We start from the raw sequence: 19,504 nt of genomic DNA, 5'->3' as shown, positions 1-19,504 counted from the left end.
CGTATCAAACATCGGCTTCGGGTGTCTCAGCCTGGAACGCGTTGCCGATCAACTCATGAAGCACGGCCGTCGCGAACGAGCCTCGCTGCAAACGAAATTGCAGATGCACGTCGGCGCCGTCGATGCGCCACTTCAGCTCTCGCACCGGCACGCGCAGCGGCCGGCGCTCAGGCTCCATTCTCGCCTTCGCCAAACCTGCGGCGAGCACCGCGAATCGCCGCGCTGTCTGCGTTTCAAGAGTCGCGACTGCGCCCTTCGATAGCAACGAATCGCCGTGCCACATCGGCCCGGTGGGATGCACATCGAGTTGCTGGCAACGATCGCGCAGTGTGTCGTCGATGGTCTCGGCAAGGAAGAAACTGCCGCTGCCGTTGAGATTCACCACCTCGCCATCGAGCAGCCGATTCCAGGTGCCCGCGTTGAGTCGCTCGGCCAGCACCGCGTTGAAAATGACGGAACGCGCCGCTGATAACGCGAAGCCGCGCTCTGCTCGCTCCGGCGCCGGACCGCCCTCGAACCAGGCGACCGCCGTGGCGATATTGGAGCCATTGTGACCGAAGCGCTGCGGCCCGAAATAATTGGGCGCCCCCGCGGTTGCCAGCGTTTGCAGCCGCTGCTCGAGCAGCGCCGCATCGCCGGAGAACTCGCGCAGCACGATCTCGAAATCGTTGCCCTTCAGCGCGCCCCGCTTCAGTTTGCGTCGCGTGCGTTCGGCGCCGATGACTTCGAAGCCATCGCCTGTGACACCGAGCCAATTGGGAACGGCAGAACGGCCCGGCACGGTGAACGCCTGCTCGGCGACCGCATCGCGATCTTTCAAGCCCGCAAAGCCGACATCGCGCGGATGGATCTTGCCGATTCGCGCCAACTGCTTTGCGACCCACATCGTGTTCGCGCCGCGCTTGCGGACCTTCAACAGCAGATGATCGCCCTCGCCGTCCGCGTCGAAACCGAGCCATTCGCGCACGACGAAATCTTCCGGCGCGACACGCAAGCGCGCACTGCCAGCCGGTCCGCCGTGGGCGCACGGCAGATTCATGAGGTCGACGAAATTCATCCGGAGATATGCTCGATCAGTGCGATGGCCTGACACGCGAGCCCTTCGGCGCGGCCGATGAAGCCCATCTTTTCGCTGGTCGTGGCCTTGATGTTCACGCGAGTGATGTTGATGCCGAGATCGGCTGCAATGTTGGAGCGCATCGCCTCTCGATACTTGCCGAGACGCGGCGCTTCGCAAATGACGGTCGTATCGACGTTCACGACCACGTAGTCGCTCACCTTGAGCAGGTCGCGGACGTGACGAACGAACGCGCGGCTGTCGGCGCCTTTCCAGCGCGGATCGGTGTCTGGAAAGTGCATGCCGATATCGCCGAGCCCGGCCGCGCCGAGCAACGCATCGCAGATCGCGTGCAGCAGCACGTCGCCGTCCGAATGCGCGAGGATGCCATGGGAGTGTGGAATCTTTTCACCGCCGAGCGTCACGTGATCGCCCGCGGTGAATGCATGAACGTCGTACCCCTGCCCGATACGAAGTTGGGAAGTCATGTGGCGCTCCGTGATTTCAAAATGCGCTCGGCCCGCGGCAGGTCTTCGGGCAACGTGATCTTGACGTTGTCCGCGTCGCCCGCAACCAGCTTGGGTTGCAATCCGAGTGCCTCGATCGCCTGGGCCTCGTCGGTAACAGCCAGGCCTTTCGCCTGGGCGCTCTGCAGTGCTCTCTGCAAGAGATCGCGACGAAACATCTGCGGCGTGAGTGCACGCCACAGTTTCTCTCTGGGCACGGTTTGCAAGACGCGCCCGCCGTCGTCGGCGCGTTTCAACGTATCCACGACCGGCGCGGCGAGCAGTCCGCCCACGTCGTCATTGCTCAACTCGTTCAGCAAGCGATCGAGATCGCCGGCAGACAAGCACGGCCTCGCTGCATCGTGCACGAGCACCCAATCGTCGGGCGCTGCGCGATCCTGCAACGCTCGCAAGCCCGCGAGCACCGAGTCCATGCGCTCCGCGCCGCCGATTGCCGTAGCGATCTTGGCATCGCCTGCGATGGCGATCTGCGGCCAGCGCTGATCCTGTTCGGCAAGCACGACCACGATCGCAACGGTGCGCGCATGCGCCAGGAACGGCGCGAGCGACCACTCGATCACAGTGCGGCCGGCGAGCGGCAGGTATTGCTTGGGCACAGCGGCGCCCATACGGCGGGCACTGCCGGCCGCGGGCACGACGACCCAGAACCTCTTATCCACTAAAAGGAACCTCAAACGTCCGACTAAGGATCGGGCGCTAGTCTTTATCTCGGCGAGCGAGCCTGAATGACGCTGGCGGGGCTGTTGCCGCGCGAGCTGCCACCGCCGCTCTCTTCCGGTTCGCTGGGCGGCGCCGGCGTCGCGGGCTGAGCGGTCGGCTTGGGCTCGACCACCTGGTAGAAGGTCTCACCGCGACCGACCATGCCGAGATCGGTGCGCGCCCGCTCCTCGATGGCGACTGTGCCCTTCTTCAGGTCCTGCACTTCCGCCGCCAGCGTGCGATTGCGCTCCTTGAGCTCGCGATTCTGCTCGCGCTGCTGCTCGATCTGAGCGCGCAACTGATGGACCTCACGCATCCCGCCGTCGCCCAGCCACAGCCGGTACTGCAAGAGCACCAGGACGATGACCAGAGCGGCGGCGAGAACCTTCATGCGTGGTGTCGATCAGCTCAGCAGGACATGCCAGGCAGCGGCACCGGCAGCGCTTCGATGCCGGCGTACTTCGCTTCGCTGCCCAGCTCCTGCTCGATACGCAGCAGCTGGTTGTACTTGGCAATGCGATCCGAACGTGACATCGAGCCCGTCTTGATCTGCGTGGCGCGCGTCGCGACGGCGATATCGGCGATCGTCGCGTCCTCGGTCTCGCCCGAGCGATGCGACACCACCGCCGCGTAACCCGCATCCACCGCCATGTCGATGGCAGCGATGGTCTCGGTCAGCGTGCCGATCTGATTCACCTTGATCAGGATGGCGTTGGCGATGTGCTTCTCGATGCCCTGCTTCAGGAACTTGGTGTTGGTGACGAACAGGTCGTCGCCGACCAGCTGCACCTTCTTGCCGAGCCGCTCCGTCAGATGCGCCCAGCCGTCCCAATCGTCCTCGCTCATGCCATCTTCGATGGTGACGATGGGATAGCGGCCCACCAGGCCCTCGAGATAGTCGGCGAACTGCTTCGAGTTGAACTTACGGTTCTCCGACTCGAGATGATAGATGCCGTCCTTGAAGAACTCGGTGCTGGCCACGTCGAGGCCGAGGAAGATCTGCTTGCCGGCCTTGTAGCCGGCGCGGTCGATGGCTTCCAGAATGGTTTCCAGCGCCGCTTCGTTCGACGGCAGGTCCGGCGCGAAGCCGCCTTCATCGCCCACCGAGGTCGCGAGCTTGCGCTCGTGCAGGACCTTCTTCAGCGTGTGGAAGATTTCCGCGCCATAGCGCAGCGCCTCGGACAACGACGGTGCGCCGACCGGGAGAATCATGAACTCCTGGATGTCGACGCTGTTATCGGCGTGCGCGCCGCCGTTGATGATGTTCATCATCGGCACCGGCAGCGTCTTCGACGTGCCCAGGCGACGGAACAACGATTGTTTGGTTTCCTTCGCCATCGCATGCGCGTTGGCCATCGAAACGGCGAGCAGCGCATTCGCGCCGAGGCGCGACTTGGTCTCGGTGCCGTCGAGCTGAATCATGGCCTGGTCGATCGCCGCCTGGTCGCCGGCATCGCGGCCCACCAGCAGCTTCCTGATCTCGCCATTCACATTGGCGACGGCCTTGAGCACGCCCTTGCCGAGGTAACGCGATTTATCGCCATCGCGCAGTTCGATGGCTTCACGCGCACCGGTCGAAGCACCGGACGGGACTGCGGCGCGACCTACGGCGCCGGAATCCAGATACACATCGGCCTCCACGGTCGGATTGCCGCGCGAATCGATGATCTCGCGGCCGCGGATGTCGACGATCTTGCTCATAACAAACTTTCCTCGTATGGCCGTGACTTCACGGCTTGGTCCAGTTCTTTAAGTGTTGTCAGCAACGCTTCCATGCGCGCCAGCGGCCAGGCATTCGGGCCGTCGGACAAAGCTTTGGCGGGATCGGGATGCGTTTCCATGAACAATCCAGAGACGCCAGCTGCTACAGCCGCGCGCGCCAGCACCGGCACGAACTCGCGCTGACCGCCGGACGACGTGCCCTTGCCGCCGGGCAATTGCACCGAGTGAGTCGCATCGAATACGACCGGCGCGCCGGTCTCACGCATCACCGACAGCGAGCGCATGTCGGAGACCAGATTGTTGTAACCGAACGTGAAGCCGCGCTCGCACACCATGATCTGCTGATTGCCGGTGGAGCGCGCTTTCTCGACCACGTTGCCCATTTCCCAGGGCGACAGGAACTGGCCCTTCTTGATGTTCACGGGTCGATTGTGCGAGCAGACATTCACGATGAAATTGGTCTGGCGGGCCAGGAACGCCGGCGTCTGCATCACGTCGACGACCGAGGCGACCTCACCGAACGGCGTGTCCTCGTGAACGTCGGTGAGCACCGGCACGCCGAGCTGTTTCTTCACTTCCGAGAGGATGCGCAAGCCTTCTTCCATGCCCGGGCCGCGGAAGCTCTTCACGGACGAACGGTTCGCCTTGTCGAAAGACGACTTGAAGATGAACGGCACGTTCAAGCGCGTCGTCAGCTCCTTGAGCTTGCCGGCGACGTCGATGTTCAAGCCTTCGCTCTCGATGACGCAGGGGCCGGCGATCAGAAAAAACGGTTTGTCCGGCCCAACGTCGAAGTTCAGCAGTCGCATCGTCTTCAAATCTCTCTATCAGGCGCCGCCGACGGCGACGCGCTTTTCTTCCGGTTGCTGGCTCTGGTGATACGCGCGCGCAGCCTTCACGAAGCCGGAGAACAGCGGATGACCGTCACGCGGCGTGGAGCGGAATTCCGGATGGAACTGGCTCGCCACGAAGAACGGATGCGACGGCAGCTCGATCATTTCCACCAGCCCGTCGCGCGAGAAGCCGGAGAAGCGCAGGCCCGCGTTCATCAGCTTCTGCAGGTAACGGTTGTTGAACTCGTAACGATGGCGATGACGTTCCATCACCGTGTCCGAGCCGTAGATCTGATGCGCCTTCGAGCCGTGCGACAGACGCGCTTCCTGCGCGCCCAGGCGCATGGTGCCGCCCATGTCCGACTTCTCGGTGCGCTGCTCGACCACGCCCTTCTCGTCCTGCCACTCGGTGATGAGTGCGACGACCGGATGCGGAGCACCGCGGTTGAATTCTGTTGAATGCGCGCCCTGCAGGCCGGCGATGTTGCGCGCGAATTCGATGATCGCCAGCTGCATGCCCAGGCAGATGCCGAGGTACGGAATCTGGCGCTCGCGGGCGAACTTGATCGCCGCGATCTTGCCTTCGACGCCGCGCTCGCCGAAGCCGCCGGGCACCAGGATGGCGTCGACGCCTTCGAGACAAGCGGTGCCATGCTTCTCCACGTCCGTCGCTTCGACGAACTGGATGTTGACGCGGGTACGAGTGCGCACGCCCGCGTGAGTCAGCGCTTCCGTCAACGAGATGTAAGAGTCGCGCAGGTTGACGTATTTGCCGACCATCGCGATCGTGACCTTCGCCTCCGGATTCGCCTTGGCGTTCACGACCTGCTTCCACTCGCTCAGATCGGCCGGCGGCACGTCGAGGCGCAGCTTGTCGACCACGATGTCGTCCAGGCCTTCTTCGTGCAGCAACTGCGGAATCTTGTAGAGATCGTCGGCGTCCACCGCCGTGATCACGGCGCGCTCTTCCACGTTCGTGAACAGCGCGATCTTACGACGATGCTCGGCCGGCACGGCGTTCTGCGAACGGCACACCAGGATGTCCGGCTGGATACCGATGGAGCGCAGCTCCTTCACCGAGTGCTGGGTCGGCTTGGTCTTGATCTCGCCCGAGCTCGGGATGTACGGGATCAGGGTCAGGTGCATGTAGAGCACGTTGTTGCGGCCGAGCTCGACGCCCAATTGACGGATCGCCTCGAGGAACGGCAGCGACTCGATGTCGCCGACCGTGCCGCCGATCTCCACCATGCAGATGTCGGCATCGCCGGCGCCCATGCGGATGCAATGCTTGATTTCGTCGGTGATGTGCGGAATGACCTGCACGGTCGCGCCCAGGTAATCGCCGCGACGCTCCTTCGCGATCACGCGCTCGTAGATGCGCCCGGTCGTGAAGTTCGAATTACGTGAAGTCGTGGTGCGCACGAAGCGCTCGTAGTGACCGAGGTCGAGATCGCTCTCGTAGCCGTCGGTGGTCACGAACACTTCGCCGTGCTGGAACGGGCTCATGGTGCCTGGATCGACGTTGATGTACGGATCCAGCTTCACCATGCTGACCTTGAGGCCGCGCGATTCCAGGATGGCGCCCAGGGAAGCCGCGGCAATGCCTTTGCCCAGCGAGGAAACAACACCGCCGGTTACACAGATAAAACGCGTCATCGTAAAGCACCGTCGCAAACAAGAAGGGTGGGATCTGGAATCGTGACGCGCCAGATCGAGGTGGGCGCATCAATGAATCACGACGGGAGCGCAGTGTATCTCAATACGTTGCGTACGGATAGACGAGAACGGATAGAAATCCTCTATACGTTGGGGTAGCGCCCGACTATGGCGGGTCGGTGCTCCCACACGATCGACACGGCGGGCTCGCCGTCCGTCGCGGCGAACTCGTCGGCAATCCACAAATCGCCGACAGCGACGAGTTGCTTGCCCGCGTAGACCAGCGGCAGGCGCTCGCGCCACCACGGCAGGACCGCCGACGCTTGCAGCAGCTTCTTGAGCTTGTGGTGAATCGCGTGACCGACGGGCTGAATCGTCTCGCCGCCCTCGCGAAAGCGCACAGTCAACGTTGCGGGCAGCTTAGCAGCGCTGAGCCGCCCAGGCTCTCCAGGAGAGATACGTAACGAGCCGAGGCCCGCCGGCAATTGCAGGGGCGCATGGGCAGGCCAGGCAATCGCCTGCCCGGTATCGAGCGCCGGCAACTTTTGCTCGCAATAGAGCCAGCCCCGATGGCGGCGCATCTCCCAACCGTCCCAGCCGACGCAAGGCACGCGATCCATGCTCGCAGCCAACATGTCGTGCTCGATGCCTGCCAGCTTGCGCGTCGAAGGAGCACGCGCGCCACGGCGGCGGATCCAATAGCGCAACAGGTTCCGGCGACGCTCCGGATTGAGCGCCCTCAACGCCTCGACACTCAGACACTCGCCATCGATGGCGCGCTCGGCGTCGATGGCCGCTAGTTGCTCCAGCGCCCGCCAGGCTTCTTGCAAGTGCTGCGAGGAACGAAGCGCCGTTTGCGCGGCGGCCGGCCAGCGCTCGCGAAGCGCCGACACGATGCGATGACGCACGAAGTTGCGATCGAGCGCCAGATTCGTGTTGGAGGGATCCGTGAGCCAGTGCAATCCTTCTGCCCTCGCCCACATCTCCAACTCGGCGCGCGTGAAATCCCAGAGCGGCCGGAGCAAGGCGCCGCGAGCGAAAGGCTCGAACACTTGCATCGCGCCCAGGCCCAGCACGCCGGCGCCTCGCATCAACGCGAGCAGCATGGTTTCCAACTGATCGTCGGCGTGATGACCGACTAGAAGATATTCGCCAGGACGCAGCTCCCTGGCGAAAGCAGCGTAGCGAGCGTCACGCGCAGCGGCCTCGAGACCGACTTCATCGATGCCCGTGACAGCGACACGCATGGAGGTGAATTCAACCTGCAACGCTTGCGCCTGACGTGCGCAGTGGTCCCGCCACAGCGCCGAGTCCGCATGCAATCCATGATCGATGTGCACGGCGCGCACCCGATAGCTGTTCGGCTCGGCTGCGAGCCGAGCGAACGAATGCAACAACACCGTGGAATCGAGCCCGCCGCTGAAAGCGACACAAACGGCAGCATCGGGTGGCAGCCATGCCCTGCCCCCAGCTCTACCTTGCACTCGATCTTGCAGCTCACGTGGAGTGAACATGAGCCACGATACCGTCAGCCGACGCTGTAAACTCCGTAGCCGCGCAGGCGCTGTTCGCGCGCCTTCATCAACTGCTCCAGCGGCTTGGCCTGCAGATCGTTGAGATGACGCAGCAGTGCGTCCTTCAACGTATCGGCCATGACTTGCGGATCGCGATGCGCGCCGCCCAGAGGTTCCTTCAACACTTCATCCACGATGCCGCCCAGCTTGGCGATGCGCTCGGCGCTCACGCCCATGGCCTCGGCCGCGAGATCCTTCTTATCGCCGCTACGCCACAGAATGCCGGCGCAGCCTTCGGGTGAGATCACCGAGTAAATGCTGTATTGGAGCATCAGCAGGCGATCGCCGACGCCGATGGCGAGCGCGCCGCCCGAGCCACCCTCGCCGATCACGACGCTGATGATGGGGGTTTGCAGGGTCGCCATCTCGAACAGGTTGCGCGCGATTGCCTCGCTCTGGCCGCGCTCTTCGGCGCCGACGCCCGGATAGGCGCCCGAGGTGTCGATGAAGGTGATCAACGGCACCTGGAAACGTTCGGCCATGTGCATCAGGCGCAGCGCCTTGCGATAGCCTTCGGGCTTGGGCATGCCGTAATTACGACGCACGCGCTCCTTGGTGTCGCGGCCCTTTTGCTGCCCGATGATCATCACCGGCCGGCCGTCCAGGCGCGCCACGCCGCCTACGATGGCGTGGTCGTCGGCATACATGCGGTCGCCGTGCAGTTCCTGGAAATCCGTGAAGATCGTGCTGATGTAATCCAGCGTGTACGGGCGCTGCGGATGACGGGCCAGCTGCGCGATCTGCCATTGGCTGAGGTTGGAGAAGATGCTGGTGGTCAGCGCACGGCTCTTGGCGCGCAGACGGGCGATCTCCTCGCCGATATTCACCTCGGCGTCGCTGGAGACGAACTTGAGCTCGTCGATCTTCGCCTCCAGTTCGGCGATCGGCTGCTCGAAGTCCAGGAAATTCATTGCCATGCAAACAGTTGCCTCATCCTTTGGAGGCGCGAACATAGCGGGGGCCAGCGCGAAGGGCAAGCTTGAAGCCCGCTCCACGTAGGCGGCCCACCGCCTGAACGGGCGCCCGCCGGCCCCGCCCCGTTGACCCCGTTGCCGTATCCGTGCCGTTTACACCCATCAGCCACCCACAGCGGAGCTGATATGCGCCGGTTCGTGCCCCTCCTGATGATCGTCGCCCTGTCGATGCCGGTCCAGGCGCTTGCCGGGCGGGACCCGGCGCTCTCGACCATCCACCGCCTGGCCCGCGTCGAGATCTTCGATCGGACCGCCGGCTACACCCTGCCCGTACACGTTCACGAGAACCGCCTGTACGTGGTCGGAGAGCCGGGACATCAGTATGAAGTGCGGCTCGATAACCGAACCAGCGAGCGGTTGCTTGCGGTCACCAGCGTCGATGGCGTGAATGTCATCACGGGCAAGACCGCCGATGAACGGCAGTCCGGCTATGTGCTCGATCCCTGGGATGGCGTGGACATCGAAGGCTGGCGCAAGAGCCTGGACGAAGTCGCGACCTTCTACTTCACACGGCTGAAGGATTCGTACGCGGCCCGGACCGGCCGGCCGGACAATGTGGGAGTCATTGGAGTGGCGGTGTTTCGAGAGCGTCGTCCCTGCTGCCACCCCTATCCGTATCAGGACCGCGACGGCGTGAGCTCACAAAGCGCGCCCGCGCCGGAGCGCGCCGAAGCACCGGCCGCCGCGGACGAATCTCTCGCTCGCCGTCCGCAGGAGAAATTGGGCACCGGCCATGGTCACCGCGAAACATCGCCGGCGGAGTACGTCGACTTTCAGCGCGGCTCGCACGTGCCGATCGAGACCATCGTCATCTACTACGACTCGCACAAGAACCTGGTCGCGCGAGGCGTGATTCCGGACTCACGCCGCTACGCCGATCGCGACGATCCCAATCCGTTTCCGGACGGAATGTTTACTCCCGATCCGGCGCGCTAAGCCTCTGTATCCGGCGCGCCGCCCACCTTGGCCAGATCCTGCTGATTCACCTTGTCGACGTTGAATTTCGCGAGGCGCTCTTTCATGGTCTTGAGCACTTCCGGCAACGGCGGCGGCTCGTCCTTGATCCAGCGCAGCGGATTGATACGAGCGACGACGAACGCGCGCAGGTACGGGCTCACCAGGCCGCGCTCTTTCAACTTCTCGATGACGCTCATCACTTTCTCATCCAGCTCGAACAGCTGGTCGGCGTACTTCTGATGAACCTTCAGCGACGCCTGCAACGTCTCCGAGGAGAACTCCTCGAGCCGCCGCAGGATGGGATGGTAGGCGCCGCCTGCGAAGTTGCCTTTGCGCTCGTAGCACAGGCCCAGTGTCACCAGCGCGGCCTCTTCCAGATAGAACGCGAAATCGTTTTCGGGCCGGCGCGGGTCCTCGTCGATCAAGCCTTTGTAGATCCGGATCACCTCGAGCGCCCGCTCGCGCAAGTTGTGCGCCTTCTCGGTGTTGAGCGCCAGGATCTGCCATGCGATCTCGCGCTTCGGCACGACCAGCGCAATGATCGACTTGGCGCCGAGCCGGCGCATGGCTTCGAGCCGGTGCCGGCCATTCGGCGTCCAGAAGCCTTGTTTCGGCGCAGTGATGGCAATCACCGGATCCAGAAACAAACCGGTGCGGTCGATGACGCCGGAGAGTTTCTTGTAATGCGCATCGGACAGGTCGCGCTGAAATGGCGTGGGCTCGACCTGATCGATGGGTAGCGCCGCCAGCAGCAGCGGATTGCGGCCGAGCGGCTCGCAGTAGCTTCCGATGACGTAGCCACCCTCGCCCTCGATACGCTCGGCGACGGCGGCGGCATCGGCCGGCAAATTCTCCAGTCGACATTCGGCGGGCAATACGCCACGTGTGCGCGGCGCAGCTTTTTTCGGTGTCTTACGCTTCGCGGGCGCTCGCTTACGTTTCGCCGTTGTTTTGCTTTTGGTCGCCACGACTACTCCCTGCAAAGGATGCATACGGATCGGCATACGCAATTGCTGCACATAAATCCTACGCGGAACCCGCCAGCAATTCATGGCGTTGTTTTTTCGAACCGGGCGGACGTCTTGCCTGAAGTCACCCCGTACCTGACGAGTTCCGAGGAGGTCCCCCAATGCGAAACGGCGCTTTTGATTCCCCTATCCGGCATCTGCGCAAGGATCTGCAGTGCGTAGCCCGTGACGCCGAAGAACTGCTGCGCGCCACTGCCGATGTTACCAACGAACGCGTTCAAGAAGCGCGCTACCGCACCCAGAAAACCGTGCAGCGAGCGTTCGATAATCTGTACGACCGTCGGATGCAGCGCCGCGTTCGCAAATACGCCCGCTACACGGATGCCTATGTGCGCGATCACTCGTGGGCCATCATCGGTGCGGTCGCCGGCGTTGCGCTGGTCGTCGGTCTGCTCGCCCGTCGCGAGTGAGGACCTGCCATGACCCAGACGCACGATAGCAAGGTGCGCGACGCCATCAGCGATCCGACGCGCGAATATCGCAAGCCCATCGACGTGGTCAAAGACGACCAGCTCGATCACGACGAAAAGCTGCGCATCCTCGAATCCTGGAAAAAGGATGCCGAGCTGTTGTCGGTCGCTCAGGATGAGAACATGGCTGGCGGCGAGCGCCCGCAGCTGCAGGACGTGATGCTCGCGATCCAGGAATTGGAGCGGACCCGCGGCTCGATCAACTGAGCCGCGGCCAGCTTGCGGAGCCTGCTCAGTTCTTACCGAGATTGAGCAGGTTTGCCGGTGAATACTGATCGGTGAGGATGCGCGCGCCGCGCTCCCAGTCCTGCTTGCGCGAGAACAAAGGCAACAACTTGTTCGCGCTGATGCCAAACGAATTGAAGGCTTTCTCGAAGCGTTGGCTGTTGGCACGCAGCTGATCCGCATTCGGCAACGGCCCGTTGGCCGCGATGATCACGCGGTTCTCTTTTTTCAGATTGAAGAACTCCGGAAACACCGACGCGTACGTGGTCGACTCGTGATCGTAGAGCCGGCTCGAGGAGAACGTGTTGGCGGCGAGCACGCCGCCCGGCGCCAGCAGCGCCTTCACTTCCTGCAAGAACTCCTGCGTCAGCAGGTGCTCGGGAATGTATTCATGGTCGAAGGCGTCGAGCATGATGAGGTCATAGCTCCGCTGCTCGCGCAGCGCCCGCTTCACCTGCACGCGGCCGTCCGCTTCGATCACATTCAGTGCGCTGTTGTCCCCCAGGTCGAAATAGCGCCGCGCAACCTTGACGACCGCCGGATCGATCTCGACCACATCGATGCGCGCCTCGGGCGCCAACTCGTGCAGCGCGCGGGGAATCGTGCCGCCACCGAGGCCGATGATGAGCACCGACTTCGGCTCGGGCTTCACGAATAGCGAGCTCAGCATCATCTGCGGATAGTTCATGACGATGCGGTCCGGATGCTTCACGTCCTGACAGGTCTGCCGCCCGATGCGGCAAAAGCGCGTGAAGCAGATACAGCGCACGTCGCCCGTCTCGTAGACGAGCACTTCACGATACAGCGAACGCTCGGAGTGCAATAACTTCATATTGTCGGCGCTCGCCCCCTGGGCCGCGAGCAAGCCAGCGACCAACAATAACAACGCTTGCCAGCTACTGCGCATTCGCTTCTCCGCGTACCAGGCAGGCGGCCGCGCCGATGACCCCGGAAATCGCCATCAGCGCGAGCAGGATGTGGTTCACTTCCATGAGCAGCACCAGATAGAAGGAAGTCAGCAGCGTGCCGGCAGCACTGCCAAAAGTCGACACGAAATACAGCTGGCCGGCGTGGCGGCCCGAGCTGGAGCGGTCCGGCACGATCAAGCGCACTGCGTACGGCGAAATCATTCCCGAGAACACCGTCGGAATGAAGAACAGCACCGTCGCGCCCACCAAGGAGCCGAAGCGCGGATCGGGAATCGCGTTGGCCACCGCGTCGAGCAGCGGCACGGCGAACAGCAGCAGCGGCAGCACCGTGAGTGCGGCGACGATCAGAATGAGCCCGAGCTTGCGCACCGACGGCGCATTCATCGACAGCCGGCCGCCGGCCAGATAGCCGATGGACAACGCCAGCATGAACACCGTGATGATGGCGCCCCACACGTAGATGCTGCTGCCGAAGGTCGGCGCGAGCAAGCGCCCGCCGAGCAACTCCACCGCCATGACAAAGAATCCGGACCAGCCTGCGATCAAGTAGCTCAGTATCAGCTGCATACCCGCGGTCTTTTTGCGAAAAAATCACTGATCCGCTTTGGTGGCGGGCGGCGGAATTTCACCCGATGCGGCGACGATTTCGAAGGAATCCTTGAGCGTGCCCCGGACCCTCGGCGCCGCGCCTCGCATCCACACCTGGCTGGAGAAGTCGCGCGATTCTCCCGGAGGAACGACGATCGAGATCCAATGTTTGTCCTGCCACACCACCGCGCAGCCGGTCGGATCCAGCGCGCCCTCGTAGCAATCCCGGCGCGTCACCAGCAGCGTGATCGACTTCAGCAGCGCCTCCGATTTGTTCTCGATCCGGCCTCGCAGCTCGAACGGCGCGCCGCCGCCCGACATCGTCAAGTCATCCACGCGCACCTGGTCCGGCATGATGATTTGCAATACCGCCGCCGGCGAAGTCGGCCGCCCGCGCTGTTGAACCTGGGGCCCATCGTCATCCGCAGGCACACGTAAGCGTTGAACCACGGCCCATGTCAGCATCGCACCGAGCAGCACGCAGCCGACGATGCCGACTGGGCGATAGCGCGGTACCGCCAGCGCGATCACGATGAAAATTGTAGCGAGTATCCAGTACACGCTGACAGCATACCTCGTCCATCCCGCCTCGTGCCGGAACCTCGTCGACCGACGGGCGTTTTAGATCGCACCGACGCACTGGAGGACGACTCATGGGATCACCGCGAAACGAAGGCGAAGGCAACAAGTCCGCCGATCGCAACTATCGCAAGGCGACCAAGGAGTTCGTCGAATCCGAGCGCGGTCAGCAGGAAATCGAGAACGCCGGCAATGTATCGCCGAGCGAGGAGCAGGACATCCGGCGCGCCGAGGAGCAAGCCAAGCAGCGCGCGAAGGATCACGATCCGGCGGAGATGACCAACCACTCCGACGCAACGACGCGAGAAGGCACCAGCAGAGAAGGTTCGTCTCGGAATTCACGGCCCGCACATTAGACTGGCGGATGGGTATGACTCCGTCGGCCTAGCAGGCCGTGAATTTCGGAGCGGTGTGACGATCCAGGGAAATCCTGGGTTGTCCACCGCTTCCTTTTATGTTTGCATTTTTCCGGGCGTGCTTTTCTTTGCCAGCGGCTTCGTTCACCATCGCCGCGGGCCCACTAATAACTCCACCAAGTGAACGATAGCGCGGGGATCGCAGCTGCCGAGACCACAGCCAGACAACGCCTCCGCGCAATTTTCGGCGGCTCCGTCGGCAACCTGATCGAGTGGTACGACTGGTACACATACGCCGCTTTCGCGATCTATTTCGCGCCGAGCTTTTTTCCCGAGAGCGATAGCACGGTGCAATTGCTGAACACCGCGGCGATCTTCGCCGTCGGGTTCTTGATGCGTCCGATTGGCGGCTGGGTGTTGGGCCGCTATGCAGACCGTCACGGACGCAAAGCTGCGCTGACTTTGTCGGTCACGCTGATGTGCCTGGGATCGTTGATCATCGCGGTCACCCCGACCTATCAGACTATCGGCGCCGCCGCGCCCGCCCTGCTCCTGATCGCGCGCCTCCTGCAAGGCTTCAGCGTCGGCGGCGAGTACGGCACCAGCGCGACCTACATGAGCGAGATCGCGACCAAGGGCAGCCGCGGTTTCTATTCAGGCATCCTGTACGTCACGCTGATCATGGGCCAGCTGCTGGCGCTGGCGGTGCTGATGGTGTTGCAGTTCTTCGTGCTCGAGGCGCATCAGCTGGAGTCCTGGGGCTGGCGCATTCCTTTCGCCATTGGCGCCGCCGCCGCGCTCGCCGCGCTGTATCTGCGCCGGAATCTGGTCGAGACCGAGGCGTTCAAGAAGAAAGCCGAAACCGCCGAGGCGGGCCAGTTGACGCTGCTGCTGCGACATCCGCGCGAAGTGCTGATCGTCATCGGGCTGACCATGGGCGGCACGCTGTTCTTCTATACCTTCACCACCTACATGCAGAAGTTCCTGGTGAACACCGTCGGCCTGAGCAAAGGCGAATCGACTCTGGTGTCGACCGCGAATCTGTTCATATTCATGCTGCTGCAGCCGTTGATGGGCGCGCTGTCGGATCGCTACGGCCGCCGCCCGATGTTGATCGTGTTCGGCGTGCTGGCGTTGTTCGGGACGGTGCCGCTGCTGTCGGCGTTGTCACAGGCGCACGATGCGTGGACGGCATTCTTCCTGATATTCGTCGCCCTGGCGATTTCGTCGCTGTACAGTTCCATCAGCGCCGTGGTGAAAGCCGAATTGTTTCCAGTGGAGATCCGCGCGCTGGGCGTGGGCCTGCCGTATGCGATCACGGTCTCCTTGTTCGGCGGCACCGCCGAGATGATCGCGCTGTCGTTCAAGAACATCGGCCACGAAGAGCTGTTCTACTGGTACGTGACAGCCTGCGTGTTCGTCTCGCTGCTGGTCTATATCTTCATGCGCGAGCCGCAGCGAGAGTCACTCATTTAGCAAAGGAATGGGCATGTCGCCGGAATCCCCCGAAGCCGTCGGTCTCGCGAGCAGCCGGTTGCAGTATCTCGACCGATACATTCAGCAGCGCTACGTAGAAATGGGACGCCTGCCCTGCGCGCTCACACTCATCGAGCGCCGCGGCCAGACAGCTCATTTCAGCGTGCAGGGACAGATGGATCTGGAGCGCGCGCGGCCGCTGCAGCAAGACACCCTGTTCCGCATTTATTCCATGACCAAGCCCATCACCAGCGTCGCGCTGATGATGCTGGTCGAGGACGGGCTGATCGCCCTCGACGACCCGGTGCATCGTTACATTCCTCAGTGGCGCAATCTCGGTGTGTACGAAGCAGGCTTTCTGGAAACCTTCCGCACGCGACCGACCAACGCGCCGATGCGCATCATCGACCTGCTTCGCCACACCTCGGGCCTGACCTACGGTCTGCAGCAGCGGACCAATGTCGATGCCGCGTATCGCAAGTTCGGCTTCGGCGATCCCGCCGGCGCCGGCACCCTCGAGGCGATGATCGACGGTCTCGCAAAACTGCCGCTGGAAGCTTCGCCCGGCGATGTTTGGAATTACTCCGTTTCCACCGACGTGCTCGGCTATCTGGTCGGCAAGATCTCGGGCGTGCCGTTCGACGATTTCCTGCGCCAACGAATCTTCGCGCCGCTCGGCATGGTGGACACGGACTTCTACGTGCCGGCAGAGAAAGCATCGCGGCTCGCGGCCTGCTACATGCTCGATAAGAGCGGTCGGTTGCGATTGCAGGACGATCCGGCGACCAGCGGTTACCTGCGGCCGCCCGCATTCATCTCCGGTGGCGGCGGGCTCGTATCGACGGCCGCCGATTATCTGCGCTTCTGTCGCATGCTCTTGAACGGCGGCGCCCTCGACGGCTTTCGCCTGCTCAGCCCGAAAACCGTCGAGCTCATGACCGCCAACCATTTGCCCGGCGGCAAGGAGCTCCCGGACATGTCGGTCTCGCTGTTCAGCGAGGCGGGCTATTCGGGCGTGGGCTTCGGGCTCGGCTTCGCGGTCACGACCCATCCGGCGCGCACGCTCGTTCCCGGCAGCCAGGGCGATTTTTCCTGGGGCGGCATGGCGAGCACGTACTTCTGGATCGATCCGCGCGAACAGCTGATCGTGATCTTCATGACCCAGTTGATCCCGTCGACGACCTATAACCTGCGTCGCGAACTGCGCACGCTGGTCTATTCGGCGTTCACATGAGCCCGCTCGTTGCGGCATGATGCGCCCTTCGCGACAGGGAGAAGAACGACGCATGCGATTCCAAGCGATGTCCCGCACGCTCGCCTGGGCAACGATTGCCTTCGGCCTGTGCCTGCAAACCGCCGCGAGCCTCGCGGCCGAGAGTGAATTCGCCGTGCCGCCCGCGCCGGCCCGCACCGAGGGTGACGGCCCCTACTCGCAGCTCATCCTGCGCAGCGCGATTGTCATCAATGGCACCGGCACGCCCGCGTTCGGCCCGACCGATATCGTCATCGAAGGCAATCGCATCGTCGACGTGTTTCCGGTCGGCTCGCCGGGCGGCAGCAAGGAACCGCCGAACCGGCCCAAGCTCAAAGCCGGCGGCCGCGAGATCGATCTGCGCAATCACTATGTACTGCCCGGCCTCGTCGACATGCACGGTCACATCGGCGGCAAGGAACAAGGCGTACCGTCGGAGTATGTATACAAACTCTGGATGGGCCATGGCATCACGACCATCCGCGACCCCGGCTGCGGCAACGGCATCGAATGGTGCGCCAGTGAGACGCGCCGTAGCGAACGTAACGAGATCACTGCGCCACGCATCTTCCCCTATGCATTCCTCACTCCAGAGAAGCCTCTGACCACGCCGGAGGAAGGACGGAAGTGGGTGCGCGACATCAAGGCCAAGGGCGCGGTCGGCATGAAATGTTTCGGCTATCGGCCGGAGGTGCTGCAAGCGATCTTCGACGAGCTGAAGAAACAAGGCATGCGCAGCGCCTGCCATCACGCGCAGATGGATGTGAGCCGGGTGAACGTGCTGACCACCGCGCGCTGGGGCCTTACCTCGATGGAACATTGGTATGGCCTGCCAGAAGCGCTCTTCGATGACCGAACCGTGCAGAATTATCCACCGGACTACAATTATTTTAACGAACAGGACCGGTTCGCCCAGGCTGGGCGGTTGTGGCGTCAGGCCGCCGAGCCCGGCAGCGAAAAATACGAGGCCGTGATCAAGGAGCTGCTGGCGCTCGACTTCACGATCGATCCGACCTTCACGATTTACCTGGCGTCACGCGACTTGATGCGCGCTCGTCGCGCCGACTGGCACGAGGACTACACCCTGCCGCAGCTGTGGGACTTCTACACGCCGAATCGCGACAACCACGGCAGCTTCTTCTTCGACTGGGGCAGCGAGGACGAGGTCGCCTGGCGCGATAACTATCGCCCGTGGATGGCGTTCGTGAACGATTACAAGAACCGCGGCGGCCGGGTCACGGTCGGATCGGACTCGGGCTTCATCTATCAGCTGTATGGCTTCGGCACGATCCAGGAACTGGAGCTGCTGCGTGAAGCCGGCTTCCATCCATTGGAAGTGCTCCGCTCGGCGACGCTCAACGGCGCTCAGGCTCTCGGCGCGGCGGATCGCATCGGCTCGGTCGAGCCGGGCAAGCTCGCCGACCTCGCCGTGCTCGATGAGAATCCGGTGGCGAACTTCAAAGTGATGTATGGCACCGGTCACGTCCGCCTGGGCGATGACGGCCGCACTCATCGCGTCGGCGGTGTGAAGTACACGATCAAGGACGGCATCGTGTACGACGCCAGAGGCCTGTTGAAAGACGTGCGCGACATGGTCGCCGCGGAAAAACAGAAGCGCGGCGTCACCCAGCTCGCTCAGCCGTAACCGACCTTCAGTTCATTTCGGCAAACCGACACCGCCGACCGGCTCGACGGTCACGCCATCGCTGAAGCCCGCGATCATCGGACGGGCTTTGGCGATGGTCGCCTGCACCGCCGGCAGTTTCAGCGAAGCCGCATGGCTGTCCTTGTGGTCCCAGACTTCGGTGATCCAGATCGCGTTTTCGTCTTTCACGTCGCGAGCCACGATGTAGCTCAGGCATCCGGGCATGCCCTCGGTGCCTTCGAGCAGCAAGCCGATCAATTCCTCGCGCTTGCCAGGCGTTGCCGTCATCTTGCCGATCAAACCGAACATGTGTCCTGCTCCTGTCCGCGCATTGTCGCCTGTCGTCGGCAGCGTGCAGCCGCCGACGGTTGCCATCATGGCCACGGTAAATTCTCGTCTCCCGAGCGCCATTTCATTCCTCCGTGGCATAAGACTTATGCGCGGATCTTACATCCCAGGCCGGCCAGCTCGCAGTTGCACCCGCTCGCGAAAGCCGCAACACTTTCGCGCCATGAAAACTGTGCCCTGTTTCGCCCCATGACTTCGACGCGCAAGGCGCCGTCGGATGGCGGCGGCATCGTCTATTCCACCGGCATCGGCGAGCGCTGCCCCAACTGTCTGCGCCCGGTGCGCGAATGCGTCTGTAAAAAGGGCACGCCCGGCAAGACCGCCAGCGATGGCGTCGTCCGCGTCAGTCGTGAGACTGCCGGCCGCAAAGGCAAAGGCGTCACTGTGATCACCGGCCTCGGCCTGCCGCCCGATCAGCTCGCGGCGCTGGCCACCGAGCTGAAGAAAAAATGCGGCTCGGGCGGCGCGGTCGACAACGGCCGCATCGAAATCCAGGGCGACCACCGCGACAAACTGGTCCAGGAGCTGACGCAGCGGGGCTTCAAAGCCAAGCGCGCCGGCGGCTGACGGCCTGCACACTCATTCGATTCAACCGCTGCCCGATCGGCA

The 19,504-nt window shown here is 63.2% G+C and carries 22 protein-coding genes; 8 read left to right on the top strand and 14 right to left on the bottom strand.

The window, feature by feature from the left end:
- Nucleotides 1-4 precede the first annotated feature (4 nt).
- From truD to accA, 9 genes are all read right to left on the bottom strand, one after another.
- On the bottom strand, nucleotides 5-1,057 hold the full coding sequence (gene truD, locus GYH35_RS14210) for a tRNA pseudouridine(13) synthase TruD (RefSeq protein ID WP_161812418.1): 1,053 nt from the start codon (nucleotides 1,055-1,057) through the stop codon (nucleotides 5-7).
- Nucleotides 1,054-1,545 (bottom strand): 2-C-methyl-D-erythritol 2,4-cyclodiphosphate synthase, encoded by a 492-nt coding sequence (gene ispF / locus GYH35_RS14205; protein ID WP_161812417.1) that lies wholly within the window; start codon nucleotides 1,543-1,545, stop codon nucleotides 1,054-1,056. Before ispF ends, truD begins: the two co-directional genes overlap by 4 nt.
- Nucleotides 1,542-2,243 carry a 2-C-methyl-D-erythritol 4-phosphate cytidylyltransferase gene (gene ispD / locus GYH35_RS14200; protein WP_161828792.1) on the bottom strand — a complete coding sequence of 234 codons (702 nt, stop codon included), beginning with the start codon at nucleotides 2,241-2,243 and terminating at the stop codon, nucleotides 1,542-1,544. Before ispD ends, ispF begins: the two co-directional genes overlap by 4 nt.
- A 44-nt stretch (nucleotides 2,244-2,287) precedes the next feature.
- Nucleotides 2,288-2,674 carry a cell division protein FtsB gene (gene ftsB / locus GYH35_RS14195; protein ID WP_161812415.1) on the bottom strand — a complete coding sequence of 129 codons (387 nt, stop codon included), beginning with the start codon at nucleotides 2,672-2,674 and terminating at the stop codon, nucleotides 2,288-2,290.
- Nucleotides 2,675-2,691: 17 nt separating this feature from the next.
- Nucleotides 2,692-3,984, bottom strand: a complete 1,293-nt coding sequence (gene eno / locus GYH35_RS14190; RefSeq protein ID WP_161828791.1) for a phosphopyruvate hydratase — start codon at nucleotides 3,982-3,984, stop codon at nucleotides 2,692-2,694.
- Nucleotides 3,981-4,814 (bottom strand): 3-deoxy-8-phosphooctulonate synthase, encoded by an 834-nt coding sequence (gene kdsA, locus GYH35_RS14185; RefSeq protein ID WP_161812413.1) that lies wholly within the window; start codon nucleotides 4,812-4,814, stop codon nucleotides 3,981-3,983. Before kdsA ends, eno begins: the two co-directional genes overlap by 4 nt.
- Nucleotides 4,815-4,832: 18 nt before the next feature.
- Nucleotides 4,833-6,494: a CTP synthase gene (locus GYH35_RS14180; RefSeq protein WP_161812412.1), complete on the bottom strand. Its 1,662-nt coding sequence runs from the start codon at nucleotides 6,492-6,494 to the stop codon at nucleotides 4,833-4,835.
- Between the two features lie 143 nt (nucleotides 6,495-6,637).
- Nucleotides 6,638-8,008, bottom strand: a complete 1,371-nt coding sequence (tilS, locus tag GYH35_RS14175) for a tRNA lysidine(34) synthetase TilS (RefSeq protein ID WP_161828790.1) — start codon at nucleotides 8,006-8,008, stop codon at nucleotides 6,638-6,640.
- 14 nt (nucleotides 8,009-8,022) lie between these two features.
- Nucleotides 8,023-8,985 carry an acetyl-CoA carboxylase carboxyl transferase subunit alpha gene (gene accA / locus GYH35_RS14170; protein WP_161812410.1) on the bottom strand — a complete coding sequence of 321 codons (963 nt, stop codon included), beginning with the start codon at nucleotides 8,983-8,985 and terminating at the stop codon, nucleotides 8,023-8,025.
- 183 nt (nucleotides 8,986-9,168) lie between these two features.
- Between accA and GYH35_RS14165 the strand changes: the two genes are divergently transcribed.
- Nucleotides 9,169-9,978, top strand: coding sequence for a hypothetical protein (locus GYH35_RS14165; protein WP_161828789.1), 810 nt, complete (start codon nucleotides 9,169-9,171; stop codon nucleotides 9,976-9,978).
- On the opposite strand, the gene GYH35_RS14160 is transcribed toward GYH35_RS14165, so the two are convergent.
- Nucleotides 9,975-10,967, bottom strand: coding sequence for a ParB N-terminal domain-containing protein (locus GYH35_RS14160; protein WP_202624313.1), 993 nt, complete (start codon nucleotides 10,965-10,967; stop codon nucleotides 9,975-9,977). The two genes, GYH35_RS14165 and GYH35_RS14160, sit on opposite strands and share 4 nt — an antisense overlap.
- Before the next feature lie 161 nt (nucleotides 10,968-11,128).
- Between GYH35_RS14160 and GYH35_RS14155 the strand changes: the two genes are divergently transcribed.
- Nucleotides 11,129-11,437 (top strand): DUF883 family protein, encoded by a 309-nt coding sequence (locus tag GYH35_RS14155; RefSeq protein ID WP_161812408.1) that lies wholly within the window; start codon nucleotides 11,129-11,131, stop codon nucleotides 11,435-11,437.
- Between the two features lie 9 nt (nucleotides 11,438-11,446).
- Nucleotides 11,447-11,704, top strand: a complete 258-nt coding sequence (locus tag GYH35_RS14150; protein WP_161812407.1) for a hypothetical protein — start codon at nucleotides 11,447-11,449, stop codon at nucleotides 11,702-11,704.
- 25 nt (nucleotides 11,705-11,729) lie between these two features.
- Here the strand turns inward: GYH35_RS14150 and GYH35_RS14145 are convergent, their stop codons facing one another.
- From GYH35_RS14145 to GYH35_RS14135, 3 genes are read right to left on the bottom strand one after another with little or no spacing between them, the layout of a single operon-like run.
- Nucleotides 11,730-12,629 (bottom strand): spermidine synthase, encoded by a 900-nt coding sequence (locus GYH35_RS14145; RefSeq protein ID WP_161812406.1) that lies wholly within the window; start codon nucleotides 12,627-12,629, stop codon nucleotides 11,730-11,732.
- Complete coding sequence (locus tag GYH35_RS14140; RefSeq protein ID WP_161828788.1) at nucleotides 12,619-13,218, bottom strand: fused MFS/spermidine synthase; 600 nt, start codon at nucleotides 13,216-13,218, stop codon at nucleotides 12,619-12,621. Before GYH35_RS14140 ends, GYH35_RS14145 begins: the two co-directional genes overlap by 11 nt.
- 24 nt (nucleotides 13,219-13,242) lie before the next feature.
- A complete protein-coding gene (locus GYH35_RS14135; RefSeq protein ID WP_161828787.1) occupies nucleotides 13,243-13,800 on the bottom strand; it encodes a hypothetical protein in 558 nt (185 codons plus the stop codon).
- Between the two features lie 92 nt (nucleotides 13,801-13,892).
- Here GYH35_RS14135 and GYH35_RS14130 point away from each other — a divergent pair, with 92 nt between their 5' ends.
- The 4 genes from GYH35_RS14130 to GYH35_RS14115 all read left to right on the top strand — a co-directional run bounded on the left by GYH35_RS14130 (nucleotide 13,893) and on the right by GYH35_RS14115 (nucleotide 18,547).
- Complete coding sequence (locus tag GYH35_RS14130) at nucleotides 13,893-14,174, top strand: hypothetical protein (RefSeq protein ID WP_161828786.1); 282 nt, start codon at nucleotides 13,893-13,895, stop codon at nucleotides 14,172-14,174.
- 180 nt (nucleotides 14,175-14,354) lie between these two features.
- Nucleotides 14,355-15,650, top strand: coding sequence for an MFS transporter (locus GYH35_RS14125; RefSeq protein ID WP_161812402.1), 1,296 nt, complete (start codon nucleotides 14,355-14,357; stop codon nucleotides 15,648-15,650).
- A gap of 13 nt (nucleotides 15,651-15,663) precedes the next feature.
- The gene (locus GYH35_RS14120) at nucleotides 15,664-16,884 is read left to right on the top strand and encodes a serine hydrolase domain-containing protein (protein ID WP_202624312.1); all 1,221 of its coding nucleotides are present in this window, start codon (nucleotides 15,664-15,666) and stop codon (nucleotides 16,882-16,884) included.
- A 52-nt stretch (nucleotides 16,885-16,936) separates the two neighbouring features.
- A complete protein-coding gene (locus tag GYH35_RS14115) occupies nucleotides 16,937-18,547 on the top strand; it encodes an amidohydrolase family protein (protein ID WP_235936777.1) in 1,611 nt (536 codons plus the stop codon).
- Between the two features lie 12 nt (nucleotides 18,548-18,559).
- Here the strand turns inward: GYH35_RS14115 and GYH35_RS14110 are convergent, their stop codons facing one another.
- Nucleotides 18,560-18,856: a putative quinol monooxygenase gene (locus GYH35_RS14110; RefSeq protein WP_161812584.1), complete on the bottom strand. Its 297-nt coding sequence runs from the start codon at nucleotides 18,854-18,856 to the stop codon at nucleotides 18,560-18,562.
- A 228-nt stretch (nucleotides 18,857-19,084) separates the two neighbouring features.
- Between GYH35_RS14110 and GYH35_RS14105 the strand changes: the two genes are divergently transcribed.
- Nucleotides 19,085-19,462, top strand: a complete 378-nt coding sequence (locus tag GYH35_RS14105; protein WP_161828784.1) for a translation initiation factor Sui1 — start codon at nucleotides 19,085-19,087, stop codon at nucleotides 19,460-19,462.
- The last annotated feature ends 42 nt before the right edge of the window (nucleotides 19,463-19,504 follow it).

The sequence above is a fragment of the Steroidobacter agaridevorans genome (genome assembly GCF_009932555.1).
Lineage (GTDB): Bacteria > Pseudomonadota > Gammaproteobacteria > Steroidobacterales > Steroidobacteraceae > Steroidobacter > Steroidobacter agaridevorans.
The sequence above is the reverse complement of the archived record's forward strand: the minus strand, read 5'-3'. Positions and strand labels throughout refer to the sequence as shown.

What these genes read in the sequence shown, in the direction of transcription:
- accA (WP_161812410.1), bottom strand. Translation starts at nt 8,985, where the DNA reads ATGGCAATGAATTTCCTGGACTTCGAGCAGCCGATCGCCGAACTGGAG.
- tilS (WP_161828790.1), bottom strand. Translation starts at nt 8,008, where the DNA reads ATGTTCACTCCACGTGAGCTGCAAGATCGAGTGCAAGGTAGAGCTGGG.
- GYH35_RS14130 (WP_161828786.1), top strand. Translation starts at nt 13,893, where the DNA reads ATGGGATCACCGCGAAACGAAGGCGAAGGCAACAAGTCCGCCGATCGC.
- GYH35_RS14140 (WP_161828788.1), bottom strand. Translation starts at nt 13,218, where the DNA reads ATGCAGCTGATACTGAGCTACTTGATCGCAGGCTGGTCCGGATTCTTT.
- ispF (WP_161812417.1), bottom strand. Translation starts at nt 1,545, where the DNA reads ATGACTTCCCAACTTCGTATCGGGCAGGGGTACGACGTTCATGCATTC.
- GYH35_RS14110 (WP_161812584.1), bottom strand. Translation starts at nt 18,856, where the DNA reads ATGTTCGGTTTGATCGGCAAGATGACGGCAACGCCTGGCAAGCGCGAG.
- GYH35_RS14150 (WP_161812407.1), top strand. Translation starts at nt 11,447, where the DNA reads ATGACCCAGACGCACGATAGCAAGGTGCGCGACGCCATCAGCGATCCG.
- truD (WP_161812418.1), bottom strand. Translation starts at nt 1,057, where the DNA reads ATGAATTTCGTCGACCTCATGAATCTGCCGTGCGCCCACGGCGGACCG.
- GYH35_RS14165 (WP_161828789.1), top strand. Translation starts at nt 9,169, where the DNA reads ATGCGCCGGTTCGTGCCCCTCCTGATGATCGTCGCCCTGTCGATGCCG.
- kdsA (WP_161812413.1), bottom strand. Translation starts at nt 4,814, where the DNA reads ATGCGACTGCTGAACTTCGACGTTGGGCCGGACAAACCGTTTTTTCTG.
- GYH35_RS14120 (WP_202624312.1), top strand. Translation starts at nt 15,664, where the DNA reads ATGTCGCCGGAATCCCCCGAAGCCGTCGGTCTCGCGAGCAGCCGGTTG.
- GYH35_RS14115 (WP_235936777.1), top strand. Translation starts at nt 16,937, where the DNA reads ATGCGATTCCAAGCGATGTCCCGCACGCTCGCCTGGGCAACGATTGCC.
- GYH35_RS14180 (WP_161812412.1), bottom strand. Translation starts at nt 6,494, where the DNA reads ATGACGCGTTTTATCTGTGTAACCGGCGGTGTTGTTTCCTCGCTGGGC.
- GYH35_RS14155 (WP_161812408.1), top strand. Translation starts at nt 11,129, where the DNA reads ATGCGAAACGGCGCTTTTGATTCCCCTATCCGGCATCTGCGCAAGGAT.
- ftsB (WP_161812415.1), bottom strand. Translation starts at nt 2,674, where the DNA reads ATGAAGGTTCTCGCCGCCGCTCTGGTCATCGTCCTGGTGCTCTTGCAG.
- eno (WP_161828791.1), bottom strand. Translation starts at nt 3,984, where the DNA reads ATGAGCAAGATCGTCGACATCCGCGGCCGCGAGATCATCGATTCGCGC.
- GYH35_RS14145 (WP_161812406.1), bottom strand. Translation starts at nt 12,629, where the DNA reads ATGCGCAGTAGCTGGCAAGCGTTGTTATTGTTGGTCGCTGGCTTGCTC.
- GYH35_RS14105 (WP_161828784.1), top strand. Translation starts at nt 19,085, where the DNA reads ATGACTTCGACGCGCAAGGCGCCGTCGGATGGCGGCGGCATCGTCTAT.